This is a genomic window from Kosakonia sp. ML.JS2a (assembly GCF_025642095.1).
GTDB lineage: Bacteria > Pseudomonadota > Gammaproteobacteria > Enterobacterales > Enterobacteriaceae.
In genome coordinates this window covers 3,138,839-3,155,469 of sequence record NZ_CP106754.1, presented here as the reverse complement: position 1 = coordinate 3,155,469, position 16,631 = coordinate 3,138,839, and the positions used below count along the sequence as shown (strand labels likewise).

General features: G+C 48.9%; 16 protein-coding genes. 3 read left to right on the top strand and 13 right to left on the bottom strand.

Features of this window, described 5'->3' with window-relative positions; translation table 11 throughout:
• The first annotated feature begins 71 nt into the window (after nucleotides 1-71).
• Nucleotides 72-539: a hypothetical protein gene (locus tag N7922_RS15025; RefSeq protein ID WP_263097077.1), complete on the top strand. Its 468-nt coding sequence runs from the start codon at nucleotides 72-74 to the stop codon at nucleotides 537-539.
• A gap of 417 nt (nucleotides 540-956) precedes the next feature.
• On the opposite strand, the gene N7922_RS25320 is transcribed toward N7922_RS15025, so the two are convergent.
• The 6 genes from N7922_RS25320 to N7922_RS15000 all read right to left on the bottom strand — a co-directional run bounded on the left by N7922_RS25320 (nucleotide 957) and on the right by N7922_RS15000 (nucleotide 6,652).
• The gene (locus tag N7922_RS25320) at nucleotides 957-1,151 is read right to left on the bottom strand and encodes a methyltransferase domain-containing protein (RefSeq protein WP_411554278.1); all 195 of its coding nucleotides are present in this window, start codon (nucleotides 1,149-1,151) and stop codon (nucleotides 957-959) included.
• Between the two features lie 335 nt (nucleotides 1,152-1,486).
• Complete coding sequence (locus N7922_RS15020) at nucleotides 1,487-1,657, bottom strand: YnfU family zinc-binding protein (protein WP_263097076.1); 171 nt, start codon at nucleotides 1,655-1,657, stop codon at nucleotides 1,487-1,489.
• An 881-nt stretch (nucleotides 1,658-2,538) separates the two neighbouring features.
• Nucleotides 2,539-2,931, bottom strand: coding sequence for a DUF6515 family protein (locus N7922_RS15015; RefSeq protein ID WP_263100921.1), 393 nt, complete (start codon nucleotides 2,929-2,931; stop codon nucleotides 2,539-2,541).
• A 189-nt stretch (nucleotides 2,932-3,120) separates the two neighbouring features.
• Entirely contained in the window at nucleotides 3,121-4,896 is a 1,776-nt protein-coding gene (locus N7922_RS15010; protein ID WP_263097075.1) for an EAL domain-containing protein, read from the bottom strand.
• A gap of 136 nt (nucleotides 4,897-5,032) precedes the next feature.
• The gene (locus N7922_RS15005) at nucleotides 5,033-5,272 is read right to left on the bottom strand and encodes a DinI family protein (RefSeq protein WP_263097074.1); all 240 of its coding nucleotides are present in this window, start codon (nucleotides 5,270-5,272) and stop codon (nucleotides 5,033-5,035) included.
• Between the two features lie 219 nt (nucleotides 5,273-5,491).
• Nucleotides 5,492-6,652, bottom strand: a complete 1,161-nt coding sequence (locus N7922_RS15000; RefSeq protein ID WP_263097073.1) for a type I restriction endonuclease — start codon at nucleotides 6,650-6,652, stop codon at nucleotides 5,492-5,494.
• A gap of 461 nt (nucleotides 6,653-7,113) precedes the next feature.
• Between N7922_RS15000 and leuE the strand changes: the two genes are divergently transcribed.
• Nucleotides 7,114-7,752, top strand: coding sequence for a leucine efflux protein LeuE (gene leuE / locus N7922_RS14995; protein ID WP_263097072.1), 639 nt, complete (start codon nucleotides 7,114-7,116; stop codon nucleotides 7,750-7,752).
• A gap of 57 nt (nucleotides 7,753-7,809) precedes the next feature.
• Here leuE and N7922_RS14990 read toward each other — a convergent pair whose 3' ends face one another.
• From N7922_RS14990 to N7922_RS14980, 3 genes are all read right to left on the bottom strand, one after another.
• Nucleotides 7,810-8,133: a hypothetical protein gene (locus tag N7922_RS14990; RefSeq protein WP_263097071.1), complete on the bottom strand. Its 324-nt coding sequence runs from the start codon at nucleotides 8,131-8,133 to the stop codon at nucleotides 7,810-7,812.
• Nucleotides 8,134-8,237: 104 nt separating this feature from the next.
• The gene (locus N7922_RS14985) at nucleotides 8,238-8,552 is read right to left on the bottom strand and encodes a PTS sugar transporter subunit IIB (protein WP_263097069.1); all 315 of its coding nucleotides are present in this window, start codon (nucleotides 8,550-8,552) and stop codon (nucleotides 8,238-8,240) included.
• 88 nt (nucleotides 8,553-8,640) lie between these two features.
• Nucleotides 8,641-10,185 (bottom strand): methyl-accepting chemotaxis protein, encoded by a 1,545-nt coding sequence (locus N7922_RS14980; RefSeq protein ID WP_263097068.1) that lies wholly within the window; start codon nucleotides 10,183-10,185, stop codon nucleotides 8,641-8,643.
• 479 nt (nucleotides 10,186-10,664) lie between these two features.
• Here N7922_RS14980 and N7922_RS14975 point away from each other — a divergent pair, with 479 nt between their 5' ends.
• A complete protein-coding gene (locus tag N7922_RS14975) occupies nucleotides 10,665-10,919 on the top strand; it encodes a hypothetical protein (protein ID WP_263097067.1) in 255 nt (84 codons plus the stop codon).
• A 516-nt stretch (nucleotides 10,920-11,435) separates the two neighbouring features.
• Here the strand turns inward: N7922_RS14975 and N7922_RS14970 are convergent.
• From N7922_RS14970 to N7922_RS14960, 4 genes are all read right to left on the bottom strand, one after another.
• Nucleotides 11,436-13,025, bottom strand: a complete 1,590-nt coding sequence (locus N7922_RS14970; RefSeq protein WP_263097065.1) for a methyl-accepting chemotaxis protein — start codon at nucleotides 13,023-13,025, stop codon at nucleotides 11,436-11,438.
• A 211-nt stretch (nucleotides 13,026-13,236) separates the two neighbouring features.
• On the bottom strand, nucleotides 13,237-15,060 hold the full coding sequence (locus N7922_RS14965) for a sensor domain-containing phosphodiesterase (RefSeq protein WP_263097064.1): 1,824 nt from the start codon (nucleotides 15,058-15,060) through the stop codon (nucleotides 13,237-13,239).
• Between the two features lie 98 nt (nucleotides 15,061-15,158).
• Nucleotides 15,159-15,212: a hypothetical protein gene (locus N7922_RS25315; RefSeq protein WP_071890698.1), complete on the bottom strand. Its 54-nt coding sequence runs from the start codon at nucleotides 15,210-15,212 to the stop codon at nucleotides 15,159-15,161.
• A gap of 118 nt (nucleotides 15,213-15,330) precedes the next feature.
• A complete protein-coding gene (locus N7922_RS14960) occupies nucleotides 15,331-16,359 on the bottom strand; it encodes a sensor domain-containing diguanylate cyclase (RefSeq protein ID WP_263097063.1) in 1,029 nt (342 codons plus the stop codon).
• Between the last annotated feature and the right edge of the window lie 272 nt (nucleotides 16,360-16,631).

Here is a 16,631-nt window from a genome sequence, read left to right as displayed (position 1 = left end):
GCGCTCACTCGCGTTATCAGCGAGAGCAACATTGTTTATTTCAATGAGCTTAACGGCAAAAAGGTGGCGATATGGTGCGAATAGGCATCCTTGGGATAAATGATCTGACGGAAACCTTCCTGGTCGAATTGTTCCGCCTTTACCCTCATGCGCACGTTTTTCTTTCCGCTGGCGATTTTGAAAGTGCAAACCTGCTGGCAAGAAAGTTTCCATGCTGGATTCAGGATAACTGGCAGGCCGTAGCCGATGAAGCCGATATTATTCTTGTCACCAGGGACATTACTCGCTCAGATAATGTTCAGAAAATCATTGAGTACCGGCAAACACAGTTGGTTCTTTTATTACATGCCAGTCCCTTATTTGATAACCATAATCCCTCACCAAAACAAGAACAAAAAATAAACGCTATGAACCAATACGTTGTGCTACACAATCTTTCGCCCTGTTTCCCTTTAACCGAAGAACAGGTTGATAACTATCTCTTTGTTCTTCGGGTTCAGTTGATGTCCATGAGGCTCATTCATCCTGATGGAAAATAAATAATTATAATAATATTAATAAGCCACTGGTTTTATGGGAGGATACCCGTCCTCCCTTTTTTTTCTGAAAACACAGATAGTTGCAACTGAAAAAGTACGATTCATTTTTCCATGAATACAATACAGGATGTGAGGACAGTCTTTTTACAGACAGCATTAACGCTCCTGATACGGTGAGTACTTCTGCGTTTAATCCAGGGCAGGTATCCTGGTGTCGTCAGCCTCTGAGGGAACTATGATAAGGTCGCGAATGTGCGCTCCTCGCTTAGAGTGGACGTTGCTGTGCCACATTTTAACTTAGAAACCTTCGTAATATTCAGCCAGAAGGAACTGCAAACCGTTGAATGGACGAGTGTGATTTTTGAACTGGTATTATGAAAAGTCGAACATCAATGCTATTAATTTTATTTTTGTTAATTACGCTGCTTTGTAATCAGCAGATGTAATGTTTTCCTCTGCCATTTTGATTAGAGTGTCATTAACTTCTATGCTGACAACTTTACTGCAGATAGATAATAAGCTCTTCGTGCTATTCCCATTGCCACAACCTATTATCAAGAGCGGAAGATGATTGGGATAGGTGAGATGATATCCAAGCGTAATCGTTAGCATTACTATGATCATCACTTGATTTACTCCACTCTTCTGCATATTGCTGTAGGGGCATTGCTTTCATGTCATTCATTTTGAAATATGCCGCAATATATCCTTTTGTATTAAATTTTACCCTGAGAGAGATAATCCTAACGCGTACGCAAAAAAAAGAGACTGTGATAAGAGTGGTCACTTAGACACGACCTTAAAACGATTTTAAGAGCTCGCACCGGTGGGGTTTTCTGCTTTATGAGGCTCGTATAACGCGAAGTTGCGCTTAATGCCCCTAAATAACTAAAAATGACAACCGATCGGCGATAGCCCGATCGGTTCATGCAGGAAGCATTGTGGACTTAAGCTATGGCTGCTTTATCTTGGTTGAAAATCTTGCTGCAATGGGGACACATGAGTGCTGAGCCTTTCTGGACTCGGGTGAAGCTGTGTTCTGACTGCTTAGAGCAGTGAGAGCAGGTGCATTTGATAAGATAGTTGCGATTGTTTTTTGAGTCTTTGCGTGGTGGCATAGAGTATTTCCTGGTGAATGGGCTGCAACCATACACCATACTCACGCATATAGCCCGTAATCCTTTTTCGCAGCCACCTTAACCGGGTGGCCTTTTTCATTTCTGGCCCTGGGATTCACTCTCCACTGACACTTTCCATTAGTGCCCGAAGGTCAGACCATTTCACGTGTAAGCACCCCGTTTAGTTCCATGCCCTCTTTGAGATTGTAAGCCCCCTTACAGGGGCATCCTCAAAAGCCACCTTCTCGGAAGATGGTCTTTTACTCCTTGTTCATGAACGGATATGCAGCTGTTCACAGCTTCCTGGATAGGTTTAATCATCGCATACCGCATTTTACGTTGACTGCTCCAATATGTTTTTCGATGTCAACAACGCATGGATTGTGAATGATGGGTAAATCGTTGAGAACTGCGTGGTTTTTGTTGTTTCTGTCATTTTGCTCAGTTGCTGGCTCTGTAGGGTCTTCTCCAGCTTTGATACATGGGCACAGTAGTTATGTCCGGCATTCGTCAGGTGAGGGGGATATTGCCGAAAATCCTGATGAGCACGTCCGGGAATCAACTGAGCAATTCTTCCGCAGGATCCAAAGTTGAAATCTTCAATTTTCTTAATGCGCGCTATTAACAACCTGCCTGCGGGCAGGTTTTTTTCAGGTTCCGGGTTCCGACTATTTTACCTAGACACAGGTTATGCGCCGGAATGGATAGCGCGTCTGAAGGTTTCTCCAGCGGGAGAGGTCTGGCCAGGGATCAAGAACACGGCGTCTAAGCACTTGCAGGTGTGGACATGTAACGAAGACGGGCAATGGAAAATTTGGCGGGTTTTATATGCGAAAATACGTTTTTGTAACGGCGCCGAAACCCGCGCCGTTACAGAATAGTCAGAGCCCGTTCGGTCGCGGAACTTCAAAATAGTTGCCATCAATATCGCGCGCATAATAATGACCGTCACGCACGTAATAGCGTTTGCCGTTAAAGTCCAGCACCTGTGCACCTGATGGGGAGGGCGCGGATGACGGTTTTTCAACCACCACATACTGCGTACCCTGTCTTTGGTAGTAAATACCGTTCACCAGATAGTAGGTTAATCCACCCAGCAATACTGTAGTGGCAATGTCCGGAAGAATGCTGAACCTGTCGCCTGGCCGGGGGATATCATCCCGGCGTCCTCCATCAGGAAAACCATGCCCGCCATGCGGCTGAAAACCTGGCTCGGCAAGGGCTGTGGCTGAGCCGGCCGCAAACAATGTGATAGCAATCGCCAGTCTTTTCATCGGTCTCATCTTGTATTCCTCCCCTACAAAAGAGGCTAATTCCTCATCGGGTCGCCTATAGTGATGTATAAATGTGCAGGAATTTTGAAATTAGCCTGAACGATTGTAAGACAGTCTGTTTCGAAAGCAGGCATAGCAGCGGATAAAACCAATATGGGGCAATAAGGCCACCACCGTGGCCCTATTATTTTATTGCGGGGACGAGTTCAACCAGCCCGGGATCATCGTCGGATGAAGTGGCCTGGAAAAATAGTAACCCTGTGCTTCGTCACAGCCAAAATCCTTCAGTATTTCTGCGGTTTCTGCATCCTCAACACCTTCGGCAAGGACGATATAATCCAGCTCTTTCAGCATACTGATAATATTTTTAGCGATGATCTGGCTGCCTTTGTCATTGGCCACCCGGCTAATTAATGAGCGGTCAATTTTGATAATATCGATAGGGATTTTTCGCAAGTAGCTAATATTGCTATAACCTGCACCGAAATCATCCAGCAGGATTTTAAACCCGCGGACTTTGAGCATGTCCAGCTCATCAAGGGCGATCGGGCTTTCCAGCACTTTTTCGGTTTCGAGGCATTCAACCCGCAGGTCGGCGGTAGTCAGCCTGGCCCTGAAGATTTTTTCTTCAAGCGCATCCGCAAAGCCGGGTTTTGACAAATCACTGACGGAGACATTGACCGAGATCGGCATCGTGATGTTGTTTTGTCGCCATTCGACCAGCTGTTTAATGGCCCTGTCCACAACCCACTGCGTCAGCCCCGCCATCAGGCTGGTGCGTTCGGCCAGGGCAACTAGCGTTGCGGGAGGAATATTCCCGAGCACCGGATGCTCCCAGCGTAAGAGTGCTTCTACGCCTACGGTTGTTCCTGTATGCAAACTGATCTTCGGTTGGTAAACCAGGTAAAGTTGCTCATCCGACTTTATTGCTTCGCCCAGGTCGTACAGCATCCTGAAATCGTGGTTCCGTTTTTGATCCATCTCCGGGTCGAATGCGTGAAGCGGAATATCCTGACGTATTGCTTCGTGCAGCGCGCTGATGGCCTGACGTAACGTGTCCTGCCCGTCCGTCTGGCCTGGTACAAAGTGAATAAACCCGGCGTGTGTTTTCAGAGGAATTTCGATATCACCGGTAATTCTGGCGTGGGTTTGTGTCAAATGAGCGGCTTTATCCAGCAGCGTGGCAGAGAGGCTTTTTTTCACCAAAATGGCATAGCGCCCTGTAGAGAAAGCATAAAGCGTTAACTCCGCGTCAAGCCCGAGGCGTACCTGCAATAACGTGGCAAAACTTTTCAGCATGCTTTCAACTGCCGTAAGGCCAAGGTAGCGCGAGAGCTCATATGCCCTGGACATATCAATGCAGTCAAACAGGATGAGCGTGCACTCTTCGGGTGTCGCTCTGGCAGCAATTCGTTCAATTTCTTTGAGCAATGTTTGCCGGTTCGGCAGATACGTTAAGGCGTCTATTTCCCCCACGGAGTACCAGCACTCAAGGTAAGCCGCTGTGAATTCAGTAATGCGCAAGAAATCATCGATCTGTTCGCGGGAAGGGGTCACCGGGGAAGACTCACTCAGACATAGCGTACCTAATGTATGCCCTTCACGGGTTTTTATTGGCGCGACGGCATAAAAAATGACCGTGCCGTTTTGTACTACTGGATGTTCCGAAAAACGCGCATCCTGACGGGCATCCGGGCAGATAACCGGCTGATCCAGAGACAGAGAGTGGCGGCACATTGTTTCTTCAAGCGGCACGCACCCGGCAAGTAAGGGGACGTTGTTCACGTATTTGATGTATTGAAATGCGTCATCAATAATCGTGACAAAACAACCGGAAACGCCCATTAACCGGCGCGCAAATTCAGCAAACTCACCCAGCACGTTGTCGCGCTCTTTATCTTCGCGTTTGAGCAATTCCAGTGCGGCAAGCCGTTGGGTTTCGTTGCTGCTGAGTCCGCTGAACATGGCATTCTCCCATCACGTGATGTTGGTGTTGCTGATTCTCTGCGTGCCGTTATCGCTTGAAACGCCACTCGTCTGAAATTTACATAACCTTCATGATAGTATTGAAACCCGCGCGTATTTTGCCTGTCGAACAGCGTTACTCTTGCACGAGCCACATATCTGACTCGTCGAACATCTCTTCAAGCATCCGGTTCAGCTTTTCGCGATCGTTCTTACTGGCATCGCTGTTCAGACCGTTTGCCTGCATCGGCTTAACGCGCACCTCAGCATCAGGAAAGAGGCGTTGCACGCGTTTGGTCAGCTCGCTAAGGATAATTTCTTTCGCACCCGGTAATCCTTCAACATTACGCTTGTCATAGATTAGCTCAACAAACATCGATGATTCCTTTTTACTGGTTAATTAACCGCATATTTATACTGTATATAAAGTCAGTATTCAAGTGGGTGGCCAATCAACCGGCAAGTCGTTCTGCTTCGTAAATAATGATATTAACTGGTTGATATAAAATGTTTTTGTGTGGTGATAATCTTTAATCGTGTGATTTTTACTGATTCGTACAAAAATCCCGCACGTGGCGGGATTTAATGAAGGTGTTTAAGCGTTAAGTTTTTTCTTTTTAAAATTTTCGTCATTTATCACATACTGAAATGAATCGAGGATCAGACCTGATATCCTTAGCACGTCTTCCGGGCGATCGAGATAAATTCTTGTTCCATCATGCTCCAGACCTGCCCTGGAGACTTCATTGAGCGCAATTGGCGTCAATTCAATCGGTAATTGTATAGAAGAACGACTCTTCTTATCATAATAGCGGACTATCCACCTGTTTGTTTTCCCTTGATAAAGAATACTGTAGTACGACTCGGTATCCTTAGGTTGAAGATCTTTTTCGGGACCAATAATGGAGACTATTTTTTCAAGCAATGAGCGTTCGTTATGGGTTGTGATAATGTTGGGATTGTCCGGATCAATATGATCTGCTTTCTCATCAATAGATATGGCTTCATCTATTCCCTGGCTTGCTAACTCTTCTCTGATTGGCTGGTGCGCCGACAAACCAGAAACAACCATTGCACTTACTGAACGCTGGACAGCTTCTCTGACCAGCGGTGTGATTGAGTCAATGAATCGCTGATTGAGCTGTCGACCAATATTCGCGCGGGAAGCCACGTATCTCACGAATTCAGAATCAACATCTTTTAAACTTGAGCTGATAACTTTTGAGAATGAAGAGATATATACACTCTCTTCCGCAAGGGTACGAAGCGCTTCTGGCTTGAATTTATCATGTCGAAACCTGAATAGTTGCTCTGCATCAGCATCGGTTATGTCATCCATACTAATTCTGAGGAAGGGCGTCGGATCCATAATGTTTTTTTCCTGTAAATCAGTAAAAAAACGCCATTCTTGCCCATTAGTAATTGCGGATATCGTGACTTCGGGAGTGCAGTTAAAGTAGCGGGATAATTGGGGACAGTGGTTATCAATTTTCTCTTTGTAAGGTTTTGCCTCAATAAACATTACGGGCACACCCTGGCAGAAAAGAGCGTAATCGACCCGCTCACCTGATTTTACTCCAGGAAAATCAGCACCATACTCTGCCCGTACTTTTTGTGGATCATATGAGTTAAAGCCCAGAATATCTAAAAAGGGGAGGATCAGTGCTTGTTTCGTTGTTTCTTCGGTCGTGCAATGGATACCAACGTTTTTGACATGCTCAATATGATTTTTTAGTCTTAGCTTGAAGTTTTCCATTTTTTACCCGTAACCTTAGAGTGCCGCCACTCAAAGAGAATCAATGATTCCGCTTTGCAGATAACAAACCGATTGATACTTTTATTTCAGTCGTGAGCGAATAATTAAATACTTCGTTTCTCTATCTCTTGTGCTGTGAATTTAATACGTTGAAAATAACTAATCTCATCAATTGTTAAAGCACTCAATGATCCAGATCATCATTACTGATATGAGTGTTTTCGGCCTACCTTTCTTTAGGCAGATTGATTGTGACGTAACATTTTCCTGCCAATTATCCTTCAAAAAACTCAATGCCTGGCAGGAAAAAGCCAGAACATATGAAAGGACGTCAGTGATACATTTCCGCCATCTGTGCATGGTGCCTCACTCCCTCGGTTTCTCACTGCGCTTTATGTTCACCACCATATGGCGTATGTTAGCGCCGGTTATGTTGTTGTGGTGTTTTTTCAGGAGGATGTGTGTTTGCCGAGTATGGAGTTATCAGTTACTGGTCCTATTTTATTGGCGCTATTTTTATCATCCTGGTGCCGGGACCGAATACCTTCTTCGTGTTGAAGACCAGCATCGCAGGTGGGTTGAAAAACGGTTATGTCGCGGCGAGCGGCGTGTTTATCGGCGATGCAGTGTTGATGTTTCTCGCTTATGCGGGAGTCGCCACGCTTATCAAAACCACGCCCGTGTTGTTCAATATCATCCGTTATCTGGGGGCGTTTTATCTTCTCTACCTCGGCATCAAAATGCTGTACAGCACCTTTGTGCGCAAGGTGCGGGAAGAGGGGGCGCATGACGTGCATAAAGGCGATATTTTCAAACGCTCGCTGGTGCTGAGCCTGACGAACCCGAAAGCTATCCTGTTTTACGTGTCGTTTTTTGTGCAATTTATCGACATTACTTATACCCGCCCCGGAACGGCTTTCTTCATTCTTGCCAGTACGCTGGAAATCATCAGCGTTTGCTATTTTAGCTTCCTGATCGTTTCCGGTTCCTATGTCACGCAATGGGTGAAGACCCGGCAGAAATTAACCCGCCTTGGTAATTCCCTGATTGGCCTGATTTTTGTAGGTTTCGCGGCGCGCCTGGCCACGCTGCAATCCTGACCGTTATGCAAAGGGGGTTTCCTGTGCGGGTGGAAACCTCTTTACGTTTTTCTTGCGTTACAGGCTGCCGTGCCGTTGCAGCACGCCTTTTTCATCGAACACAAACAACATATTTTGCCCAAGACCATTCTGGCAAAAAACGCCATCGGCATTGGTTTTATCGGTGATCCCCTGGCAGGCCATATTGCTGACGTAGGGCTTCAACTGGCATTTAAGCGTCTTGCCATCCTCAATTTGCAGGTTTCCGGAAGCGCGCATTTCAGCCGCCGGGGCAGGGCAATGTCCTTCCCCCCAATCAATGCCATGATGTTTGTCAAATGCTGAACACCCTTGCAGTAACAACGCTCCTGAAAGCACGATCGCCAGGTCCTTGATTTTCATCCTTGTCTCCTGTGGTTTTTTTGTTGGCTAAGCTTAAGCCAGCGAGGCTGAACTTGCCACCCGGAAACAAAAACCACGTCCGCAGACGTGGTTTTAAGGCTCCCTTATGCCGTCATTGCCGGCATGCGCGCCATGACAAACTCCAGCACTTTCTCGCCATCCATCGAGGCGAAAGGATAACTCTCGATCACCGCGATAGGCGCAGCATCATCAATCGCCTCTTTCAACTCATCCAGCTTATATTGAATATGCGGCGCGACCAGATAGCAGTCAAAAGCCGGCGCAACACTGGCAAAATTACTTACGCCAATGGCGCTTATCAACATCTGGTGCCCCTGCGCATCGGCGGCCTTTTGCATCTTTCTGGCCAACGCATTGGCGGTATTGCCGAACAGACAACAGATCAGTAACTTTTTCATAGGAATATCCTCATGAGAACTGTGCCTATATTCCCCCTGTAAATAGCGGGAAAATGTGTGCTGTATCCAGGTTTACATCGCTTTGGCTTCACTTAAATACGGAAATGGCTTCGGCCAGCCGAATGGCCTGCTGGTTAAGGCGTCCGGATGCTTCCGCGCTTTCCAGCACATGCTCCGCATTCTGATGCGTGATTTTATCCAGGTCTTCCACCGCCAGGCTCACTTCACTCAGCGCGGTGGCTTGTTCCGCCGTCGCGGCGCTAATATGCGCAATCAGGGTGGTGACATTCTGTACCTGCGCCACGATCTCCTTCATGGTTTTTCCGGCATCATCTGCCAGCCCGCTGCCTGAGCTGACATGGGTTACGCTGTTTTCAATCAGCTCTTTGATTTCGCTGGCGGCGCGGGCGCTACGCTGTGCGAGGCTACGCACTTCACCTGCCACAACGGCAAACCCTTTACCTTGCTCACCGGCACGAGCGGCTTCCACGGCGGCGTTTAATGCCAGGATATTTGTCTGGAAGGCAATGCTGTCAATAATGCTGGTGATGCTGGCAATCTGCCTGGAGCTGTCTGCGATAGCGGCCATCATCTCAATCATATGGTTCATCACCTGTCCCCCCTGGAGGGCGGCATCGCAGGTGCTTTCAGACAGGCGGGTAACTTCGGCGGCGGTTTCCCGGTTACTGCGCACCGTGGCGGTCATTTCATTCATGGTGGCTGCGGTTTGCTGCACGTTGGACGCGGCTTGTTCAGTCTGGCGGCTCAGGTCATCATTGCCTGCCCGCAGTGAATCAGACGATTTGAGTACGTTTTGCGCCTGGCCGCTGACATCGTTAACCAGCCAGCGAAACATCAACCCAAGCTGATTGATCGCGCGGAGCGTGACGCCCACTTCATCCACACGGTTGAGCTGCTCGACCTGGTGCGTTGCACCGCTTGCCACCTGCAACGCCTGCTGGCAAAGCCGCTCAACCGGACGGACAATTTGATACTCCAGCCAGAGATCGATCAACAGCAGCAGCGCAGTCATAAAACCGGTGAATATTCCCTGGTGACCCGCTGTTAATGCGCTACTCCATACTGCTAGCAGGCTGAGCAACAGCGTGACGATCAGTGCCGAACGTAACCGCCAGCGCAGGGGCATGGTGACGAACAGAGAGCGCCAGCCCATCAGACCCGTGTGGATAATCAATCCCTTGTGAAAACGCTTGCCTTTTGCCCGCCCCTCACGGAATTGACGATACACCTCCTCTGTTGCCGCCACTTCTTCCGGCCCTGGCTTGGTGCGCACAGACATATAACCTTTCACGCTGCCCGCGCGTATCACCGGGATTGCGTTGGCGCGAACCCAGTAATGGTCGCCATTTTTACGGCGGTTTTTCACCAGCGCGGTCCACGGTTCTCCCTGCTTGAGCGTTGCCCACATATCGGCAAATGCCTCTTTAGGCATGTCCGGGTGACGCACCAGGTTATGCGGCTCTCCTTTGACCTCTTCCATAGAAAAACCGCTGACTTTTATAAACGCGTCATTGGCATAATTGATATAGCTGGCGGGGTCGGTAGTAGACATCAGCGTTGCATTATTATCGAAAACGTACTCTTTTTGTGTGACTGGCTCATTGTTGCGCATAGTGAGTATTCTCGAGAGAGGTCAGGGTCTGCTGATATATTGTAGTTACCCTATTGGGTTACGATGCTATTTACTCAGTGCATTATTTTGGGGGGCCATATCCTTTTGCAATACAGGCATAAAATAGAGATATCGAGCGTGCATTAAATTTCACTTTAGCACCGGAAATTATTTCTCCGCATGGAAGAAAAAAGCACAGTGGGTAACAAAAGTGTAAATGCGATTGCTCATTTTAACCCTATAAAATGTAGATGTTTTTATTATAGTATGTCCCTGAAAGATAATTTTTATTATGAAAATTTTTTGTCATTCGCCACACCCTGGTCACCATTGCATGGGCTACCCGGACAGATATTTGTGCACGGGATCAAAAAGCTGTTGCCTGAGCGCATGCAGCCTCACTAAAAATGGCGGCGACCATTCCCGAAACTACTATATTCAGCTAATCTGAGATCCCTACCAGCGAAAGGATTTTTCTTATGAAAGGTACTGTCGTTCATCATGAACACCGCATTGGCTTCATCGTTATTCGCGATGAAGAGGGCGAGTTTGCTATTGCTGAGCTGCTCGGGAAATACGATGTCGAAATGGGAGACGTCGTATCCGGTAATCTGCATGCCAGCGGTGACGAGACATTATTTAACCAAACGCAAGATGAAGCGATGGAAGTTTCCATTAAGGGGCACGGATTGTCTGAGCACGATGCAATCAGCATGCTCTTGCGTACCCACTAACCACCTGTCAATAAAGCGCTTCACCCGAGCGCTTTACCTCTTTCTGCGCTCTTCACGGGCGTGGCGTTTTTTACATCGCGATCCGGCCGTAGCATGCAGGATGCCATCTGTATAAGTCAGTGCGCTAATTTTTCCACTCGTTGTCCAAACGGAATATATTTTCTGTTAACACTGTCTGGGTTATTTCAGTGAATAAAATAACAGATTCTCACTTTCTTTAAAAAAACGTTAGCAGGATCAAAAACTGAAAAAATGGATGTTAATACGGGGGGGAAGAGTGAGCAGAAAAGGAAATAAAGGATGGCAGTTTCGACATCAAAACTGCCAGCGAAGAATGTTGAGGCTTGTTAAATCGTATATCCATCACATGCGTACTTTATAACCTGCGAGCAAAACGCAATCAAACGCAAATTTTTCTGCGGATAGATTGAGAAAATTGATGATCAGCGTATTAATTCATCGGGTCGCAATATTACCCCGCTCCGGAAAAATACCGGAAGCGAGGTTTAATGCGGGTCACAGTGGGTTATGTTGCGCTCGCAGTTTGAAAATTTGCACCATCTCAAGCAAATTCTCTGCTTGTTGTTGCATGGCGTGCGCGGCAGCGGATGATTGCTGCGATAGCGTGGCGTTTTGTTGGGTGGCGGCGTCCATATGGGTAATAGCGACATGCACCTGATCAATACCTACGCTCTGCTCTTTGCTGGCCAGTGAAATGGTTTCCACTAACTGGCTAACGCGCTCAACGCTCTGCACGATTTCCCCCATCGCGTTACCGGCGTTTTTCACCAGTGAATGACCTTCATCAATACGATGCACCGAACGCTGGATCAAAGCGCCAATCTCTTTTGCGGCAGTGGCGGAGCGCTGCGCAAGTGCGCGAACCTCTGAGGCGACAACGGCGAAACCGCGTCCTTCCGCCCCGGCCCGTGCCGCTTCCACCGCTGCGTTCAGCGCCAGAATATTCGTCTGAAAAGCGATGCTGTCGATCACGCCGATAATGCTGCTGATCTCCGTGGAGAGTTGGTTAATTTCGCCCATGGTGCTCACCACTTGCTCGACCACTTCTCCGCCCTGATTCGCGACGCGGAAGGCCTCGCGGGTGATATCGCTGGCGACACGCGAGTTCTCCGCATTGTTTTTCACCACCGAAGTCAGCTCTTCCATCGACGCGGCTGTTTGTTCCAATGCGCTGGCTTGCGCCTCATTACGAGAAGAGAGCTCGCGGCTGCCAGTGGCGATTTCCTGCGATGCGCCGGCAATGGTCTCTGTTCCGGAACGCACCCCGGCGACAATCCGCGTCAGGTTGCCGTTCATCTCTTGCAGGGCGCGCATCAACTCTGCGGTTTCATCCCGCCCGCTGATGGTGAAAGAGGATTGCAGGTCGCCGGAGGCCACATTGCGGGCGACCGACACCGCCTGCGCGAGCGGTTGGGTAATGCTGCGCACCAGCCACCAGGTAATTAACAAACCGACCAGCAGGGTCAATGTCATCACGATGATCAACATCAGGCGCGTTTGCTGGAAGTGATCGAGGCTACGTGCATCGGTTTGCTGGCGAATAACTGCTGCTTGTTTGAGCGTAGTGGCGACCATCTCGTCGATCATCCGCGTCGGTTCGCGATCGATACCGGTGACCAGGTGATCAACGCGCTGGGCGCTGGTGACATCGCCAATCGTGTACTGTTGTAATGCGGCGAGATACTGCTGCTCAAGGCTGGCATGCAGCGTGATGGTTTTCAGCGCTTCGGTGTTGGCAAGGCCGAGCTGCGGTAGCAGTTCACTCAGGGTTTTCAACAACACCTGGGTTTTTTGGCTCTGCTCAACAAATGCATTTTTATATTTATCAAACACCTCCTGACTCTGTGCACCGCGCAGCAAGGTATTTTTCCACTCCTGTACCTGAATTTTGAACTGTACCTGCGCGTTGCGGGCGGTATCAATGCTGTCCGCAACCACCTTCTCCGTGGCCATAATGTGCTGGTTTTGCACTAATCCGCTGGCATTGATGGACAGGCCTCGTATGCCAATAAACAGCGTTGCCAGCAAAAGCAGGGTAGCCAGAAATCCGAGCCGTTGCCCGATAGTGAGGTGGTTGAGTTTCATAACGCGTTACTTCCCATAGTCAGTTAAGGCGCAAAAACAGGGCGCACACCTGAATATCGACACGTTCTCAGGGGGGCTTTAACGGTGTTACAGGGGATAAAAAGACGAAAGTGGGGATAACGTATTGAGGTGAAATAGAATAAGGTCTTTATGACATTTTTGTGACATCGCCCGACTGCTGAGAAAGAGAACAGTCAGGCAATGCCAGCGGTCAGGAACCATACTGATGCTGTTCAGCGGCCATTTTTGCCAGCAGGCGGAATGGTTTGCTGTCTCCCAGCCAGCCCGGAATTTCTTCCGGTGAGAGCGGGCGCGAGAAAAAGTAGCCCTGAGCCTCATCACAGCCGTACTCGCCCAGCATGCGTGCGGTTTCCAGATCTTCGATCCCCTCCGCCAGTACCACATATTGCAACTCTTTTAGCATCATAATGACGTTACGGGCGATGATTCGGCTGCCGGGGTCGGTGGTGACCTGGCTGACCAGCGAACGGTCAAGTTTGATCACATCAATGGGAATGCGGCGCAGGTAGCTGATGTTGCTGTACCCGGCGCCAAAGTCATCCAGCAGGATGGTAAAGCCCAACAGTTTGAGTCTGTCCAGCTCTTCCAGCGCCGGGTCGCTTTCCAGCACTTTCTCTGTTTCCAGACACTCAATACGCACGTCCGACGAATAGAGCCCTGCGGAAAGGAGATTGTGATGAAGTTCATCGGCAAAACCGGGGCGCGAAAAGTCACTGACCGTCACGTTAATCGAGACCGGCAACAGGATACCGTGCTGCTTCCAGACCTTAAGCTGAGCAATCACGGTTTTGATGACCCACTGGGTGAGATCCATCATTAACGTGGTCTTTTCCGCCAGCGCCACGATCACTGCCGGAGAGATATTCCCCAGCTGCGGATGCTTCCAGCGCAGCAACGCTTCCACACCTTCGGTTTTCCCGGTTCGTAGCGAAATCTTAGGTTGATAAACGAGGTAAAGTTGATTCGGGGACTTAATGGCTTCGCTGAGATCATACAGGAGTTTGAAATCTTTATTGCGCTTGTGATCGAGGATGGGGTTGAACTGCAACACCGGGATATCCTGTCGGATCGACTCGTGCAGCGCGCTAATGCCCTGGCGCACAATCTCCTGCGCGTTATCTTCCAACGGGGAAAACTTAACGTAACCGGCATGGATCTTCAGATTAATATCGATATCGCCGGCGACCTTGGCCTGAATACAGGGCAAACGCTTGGTCCGTTTCACCAGCTTCAGCGCGTGGTCAATATCCACCAGCACGGCGTAGCGCGCGGTCGTAAAGGCGTACAGCATAACGGGCTCTTCCAGCTTCAGCTTCGAACGTAGCGAGGGGCCAAAGCTTTGTAGCAACTTTTCCAGCGCATCAAGCCCCAGATAGCGTGACAGCTCATAAGCGCGCGCCATGTCGATGCAGTCAAAGATCACCAACCCATAGCTGCCGCTCACTTTCTCATGCGTCAGCCGTTCCATCTCTTTCATCAAAAACTGCCGGTTTGGCAGACCGGTCAGCGCATCCACCAGACCGGCGGCGTAACAGGATTCCAGAAAGACGGCGGCGAGAGAAGCAACGCGATGAAAGTTGGTTACCTGCCTGGAGGAGGGAACATAGGTCTCCGGGTGACTGACACACAATGTTCCGAGGACCACGCCGTCTTTATTGATCATTGGCGCGGAGGCGTAAAAAATAATATCGCCGCTTTTTACCAGCGGCTGGTAATTAAATCGATCATCAACCCGCGTATCGGAGCAAATAACCGTCTGGCACGCCCGCAGGGAATATTGGCACATCGTCTGTTCGATGCAAATCTGGATATGGTCAATGGGAATGTTTTTAACATATTTAATATATTGGTAATCGTCGTCGAATGTACTAATAAAGCATCCATCGACACCCATGACTTCACATGCCAGATTTGCAAACTCAGCAAGCGCTGCATCGCGGGGTTTATCTTGTTTACTCAACAGTTCCAGCGCTGCATGCCGTTTGCTTTCGCTTTTTTTCAGACCAGTGAACATAGCGAGCTCCTGCCCAAATAAATGAGACAACGGTGTTCTGCTCGGATGACGCCATCATATGCACGGGAAGTGAAGACGCAAAAATTAACTACTCAGTATTACCACCAGCCGAATTGCGTTCCGGCAACGGCGACGATCGCCACAATAAGCATAATGATAGTTGTCTTTCTCACGAAAACTCCTTCACTGGCGATAATCGCCAGAAATCAATTGTATAAGAAATAGAAGAAAATGAGATTTTTCTCAAGCCATTCGCGACCTCAAATCTGCTTAGTTGAGGCGCTGAAAGGGTTTTTTTTCTTTGTTATTTTTTACCTGATACATCACTTCATCTGCAGCGCGCAACGCACCATCTTCATCCGTGAGATTCGGGTTGATTTCAATCACGCCAATACTGGCGCCAGGGTAGAAAATGTGGATTTTTCCCAGCATATATTGTCCGCTAATCGACTTATCCAGACTCTTTTTCAGCGACGTGAGGTGAAGCCTTTGTGGCTCGTCGAGCGGACCGCCAGGGCAGGCTATCAGGAACTCATCGCCACCGAGGCGACCGGCAATATCGTCTTTATCGCGTTCCTGCGCAATCCGCTGCCCCACCTCGATCAGGAACTGATCTCCTGCTTCGTGGCCGAGCTGATCGTTAATGACTTTAAAATTATCCAGATCGATAAACGCAATCAGGATGTAGCGCTTGCGGTTGCGGGCCTGTGCAAACAGCGCTGCCAGGTTATCGAAAATTGCCCGGCGATTCGGCAAACCGGTCAACGCATCGGTATAAGAGTGGGCAATTAACGCGGCATTGGCTTCACGCAGTTGATTGACCAGATGCTCTTTTTCAATGGTGCGCGCAATCAGACCGGCGAACAGATGCAACACTTGCTCGCCGCGCACGCTGAGCGACTTCTTTGCGTTACTGGCAGCGCACAATGTGCCGTACAGCGAGCCGTCTGCCAGTTGCACCGGCGTACTTAAATAGGTGGTGATGCCGAGGGCTTTCGCGGCTTCGCAATCTCCCCACATCGTCGCCACATCATTGCTGAACGGGCAGCCGTCATCCAGTGCGCGTTTACACAAACTGTCTCCCCACGGCAGGGAGAAGCCTTCCGGGATATTGAGCTGCTTCGTATTACGAGAGTAAACAATGTGTTGCAGGCGGGCGTCATCGTCAATTTTGGTCAGGTAAGTGGATTCCATGTCCGTCACCATCTCCAGCATTTCCAGCAATTGGTGAACCAGGCTTTCCAGTGATTGCTCTTTCGAAAGGGTCTCAGAGACGCGAGCAAGAATAAAATCTGACATGACGTTGGGCTCCTGTGTACAGACCCGCCATACACATTGATACAGGATATTTCGAGTGCGCGGTATTAAACCATGAAGCGGATTATTTTTGTATACATCAGGGTGGGGGATCATTCAAATCGGAGGAGAACGAAAAAAAGCCCCGTTGATGAAGCGGGGCAAAAAACTCATTGATTACGGAATGATGTTCTCTGGTCATGGGTGAGAACAGAGCTCACTATAGGGGGCAAAAGTGCAGTAACGATGGAGAAATCATGGAGATGCCGCATGGC

What these genes read in the sequence shown, in the direction of transcription:
- N7922_RS14970 (WP_263097065.1), bottom strand. Translation starts at nt 13,025, where the DNA reads ATGAAACTCAACCACCTCACTATCGGGCAACGGCTCGGATTTCTGGCT.
- N7922_RS15005 (WP_263097074.1), bottom strand. Translation starts at nt 5,272, where the DNA reads ATGTTTGTTGAGCTAATCTATGACAAGCGTAATGTTGAAGGATTACCG.
- N7922_RS15015 (WP_263100921.1), bottom strand. Translation starts at nt 2,931, where the DNA reads ATGAAAAGACTGGCGATTGCTATCACATTGTTTGCGGCCGGCTCAGCC.
- N7922_RS14990 (WP_263097071.1), bottom strand. Translation starts at nt 8,133, where the DNA reads ATGAAAATCAAGGACCTGGCGATCGTGCTTTCAGGAGCGTTGTTACTG.
- N7922_RS25320 (WP_411554278.1), bottom strand. Translation starts at nt 1,151, where the DNA reads ATGCTAACGATTACGCTTGGATATCATCTCACCTATCCCAATCATCTT.
- N7922_RS15000 (WP_263097073.1), bottom strand. Translation starts at nt 6,652, where the DNA reads ATGGAAAACTTCAAGCTAAGACTAAAAAATCATATTGAGCATGTCAAA.
- N7922_RS14985 (WP_263097069.1), bottom strand. Translation starts at nt 8,552, where the DNA reads ATGAAAAAGTTACTGATCTGTTGTCTGTTCGGCAATACCGCCAATGCG.
- N7922_RS14965 (WP_263097064.1), bottom strand. Translation starts at nt 15,060, where the DNA reads ATGTTCACTGGTCTGAAAAAAAGCGAAAGCAAACGGCATGCAGCGCTG.
- N7922_RS15020 (WP_263097076.1), bottom strand. Translation starts at nt 1,657, where the DNA reads ATGCCACCACGCAAAGACTCAAAAAACAATCGCAACTATCTTATCAAA.
- N7922_RS15025 (WP_263097077.1), top strand. Translation starts at nt 72, where the DNA reads ATGGTGCGAATAGGCATCCTTGGGATAAATGATCTGACGGAAACCTTC.
- N7922_RS14975 (WP_263097067.1), top strand. Translation starts at nt 10,665, where the DNA reads ATGAAAGGTACTGTCGTTCATCATGAACACCGCATTGGCTTCATCGTT.
- N7922_RS14960 (WP_263097063.1), bottom strand. Translation starts at nt 16,359, where the DNA reads ATGTCAGATTTTATTCTTGCTCGCGTCTCTGAGACCCTTTCGAAAGAG.
- N7922_RS14980 (WP_263097068.1), bottom strand. Translation starts at nt 10,185, where the DNA reads ATGCGCAACAATGAGCCAGTCACACAAAAAGAGTACGTTTTCGATAAT.
- N7922_RS15010 (WP_263097075.1), bottom strand. Translation starts at nt 4,896, where the DNA reads ATGTTCAGCGGACTCAGCAGCAACGAAACCCAACGGCTTGCCGCACTG.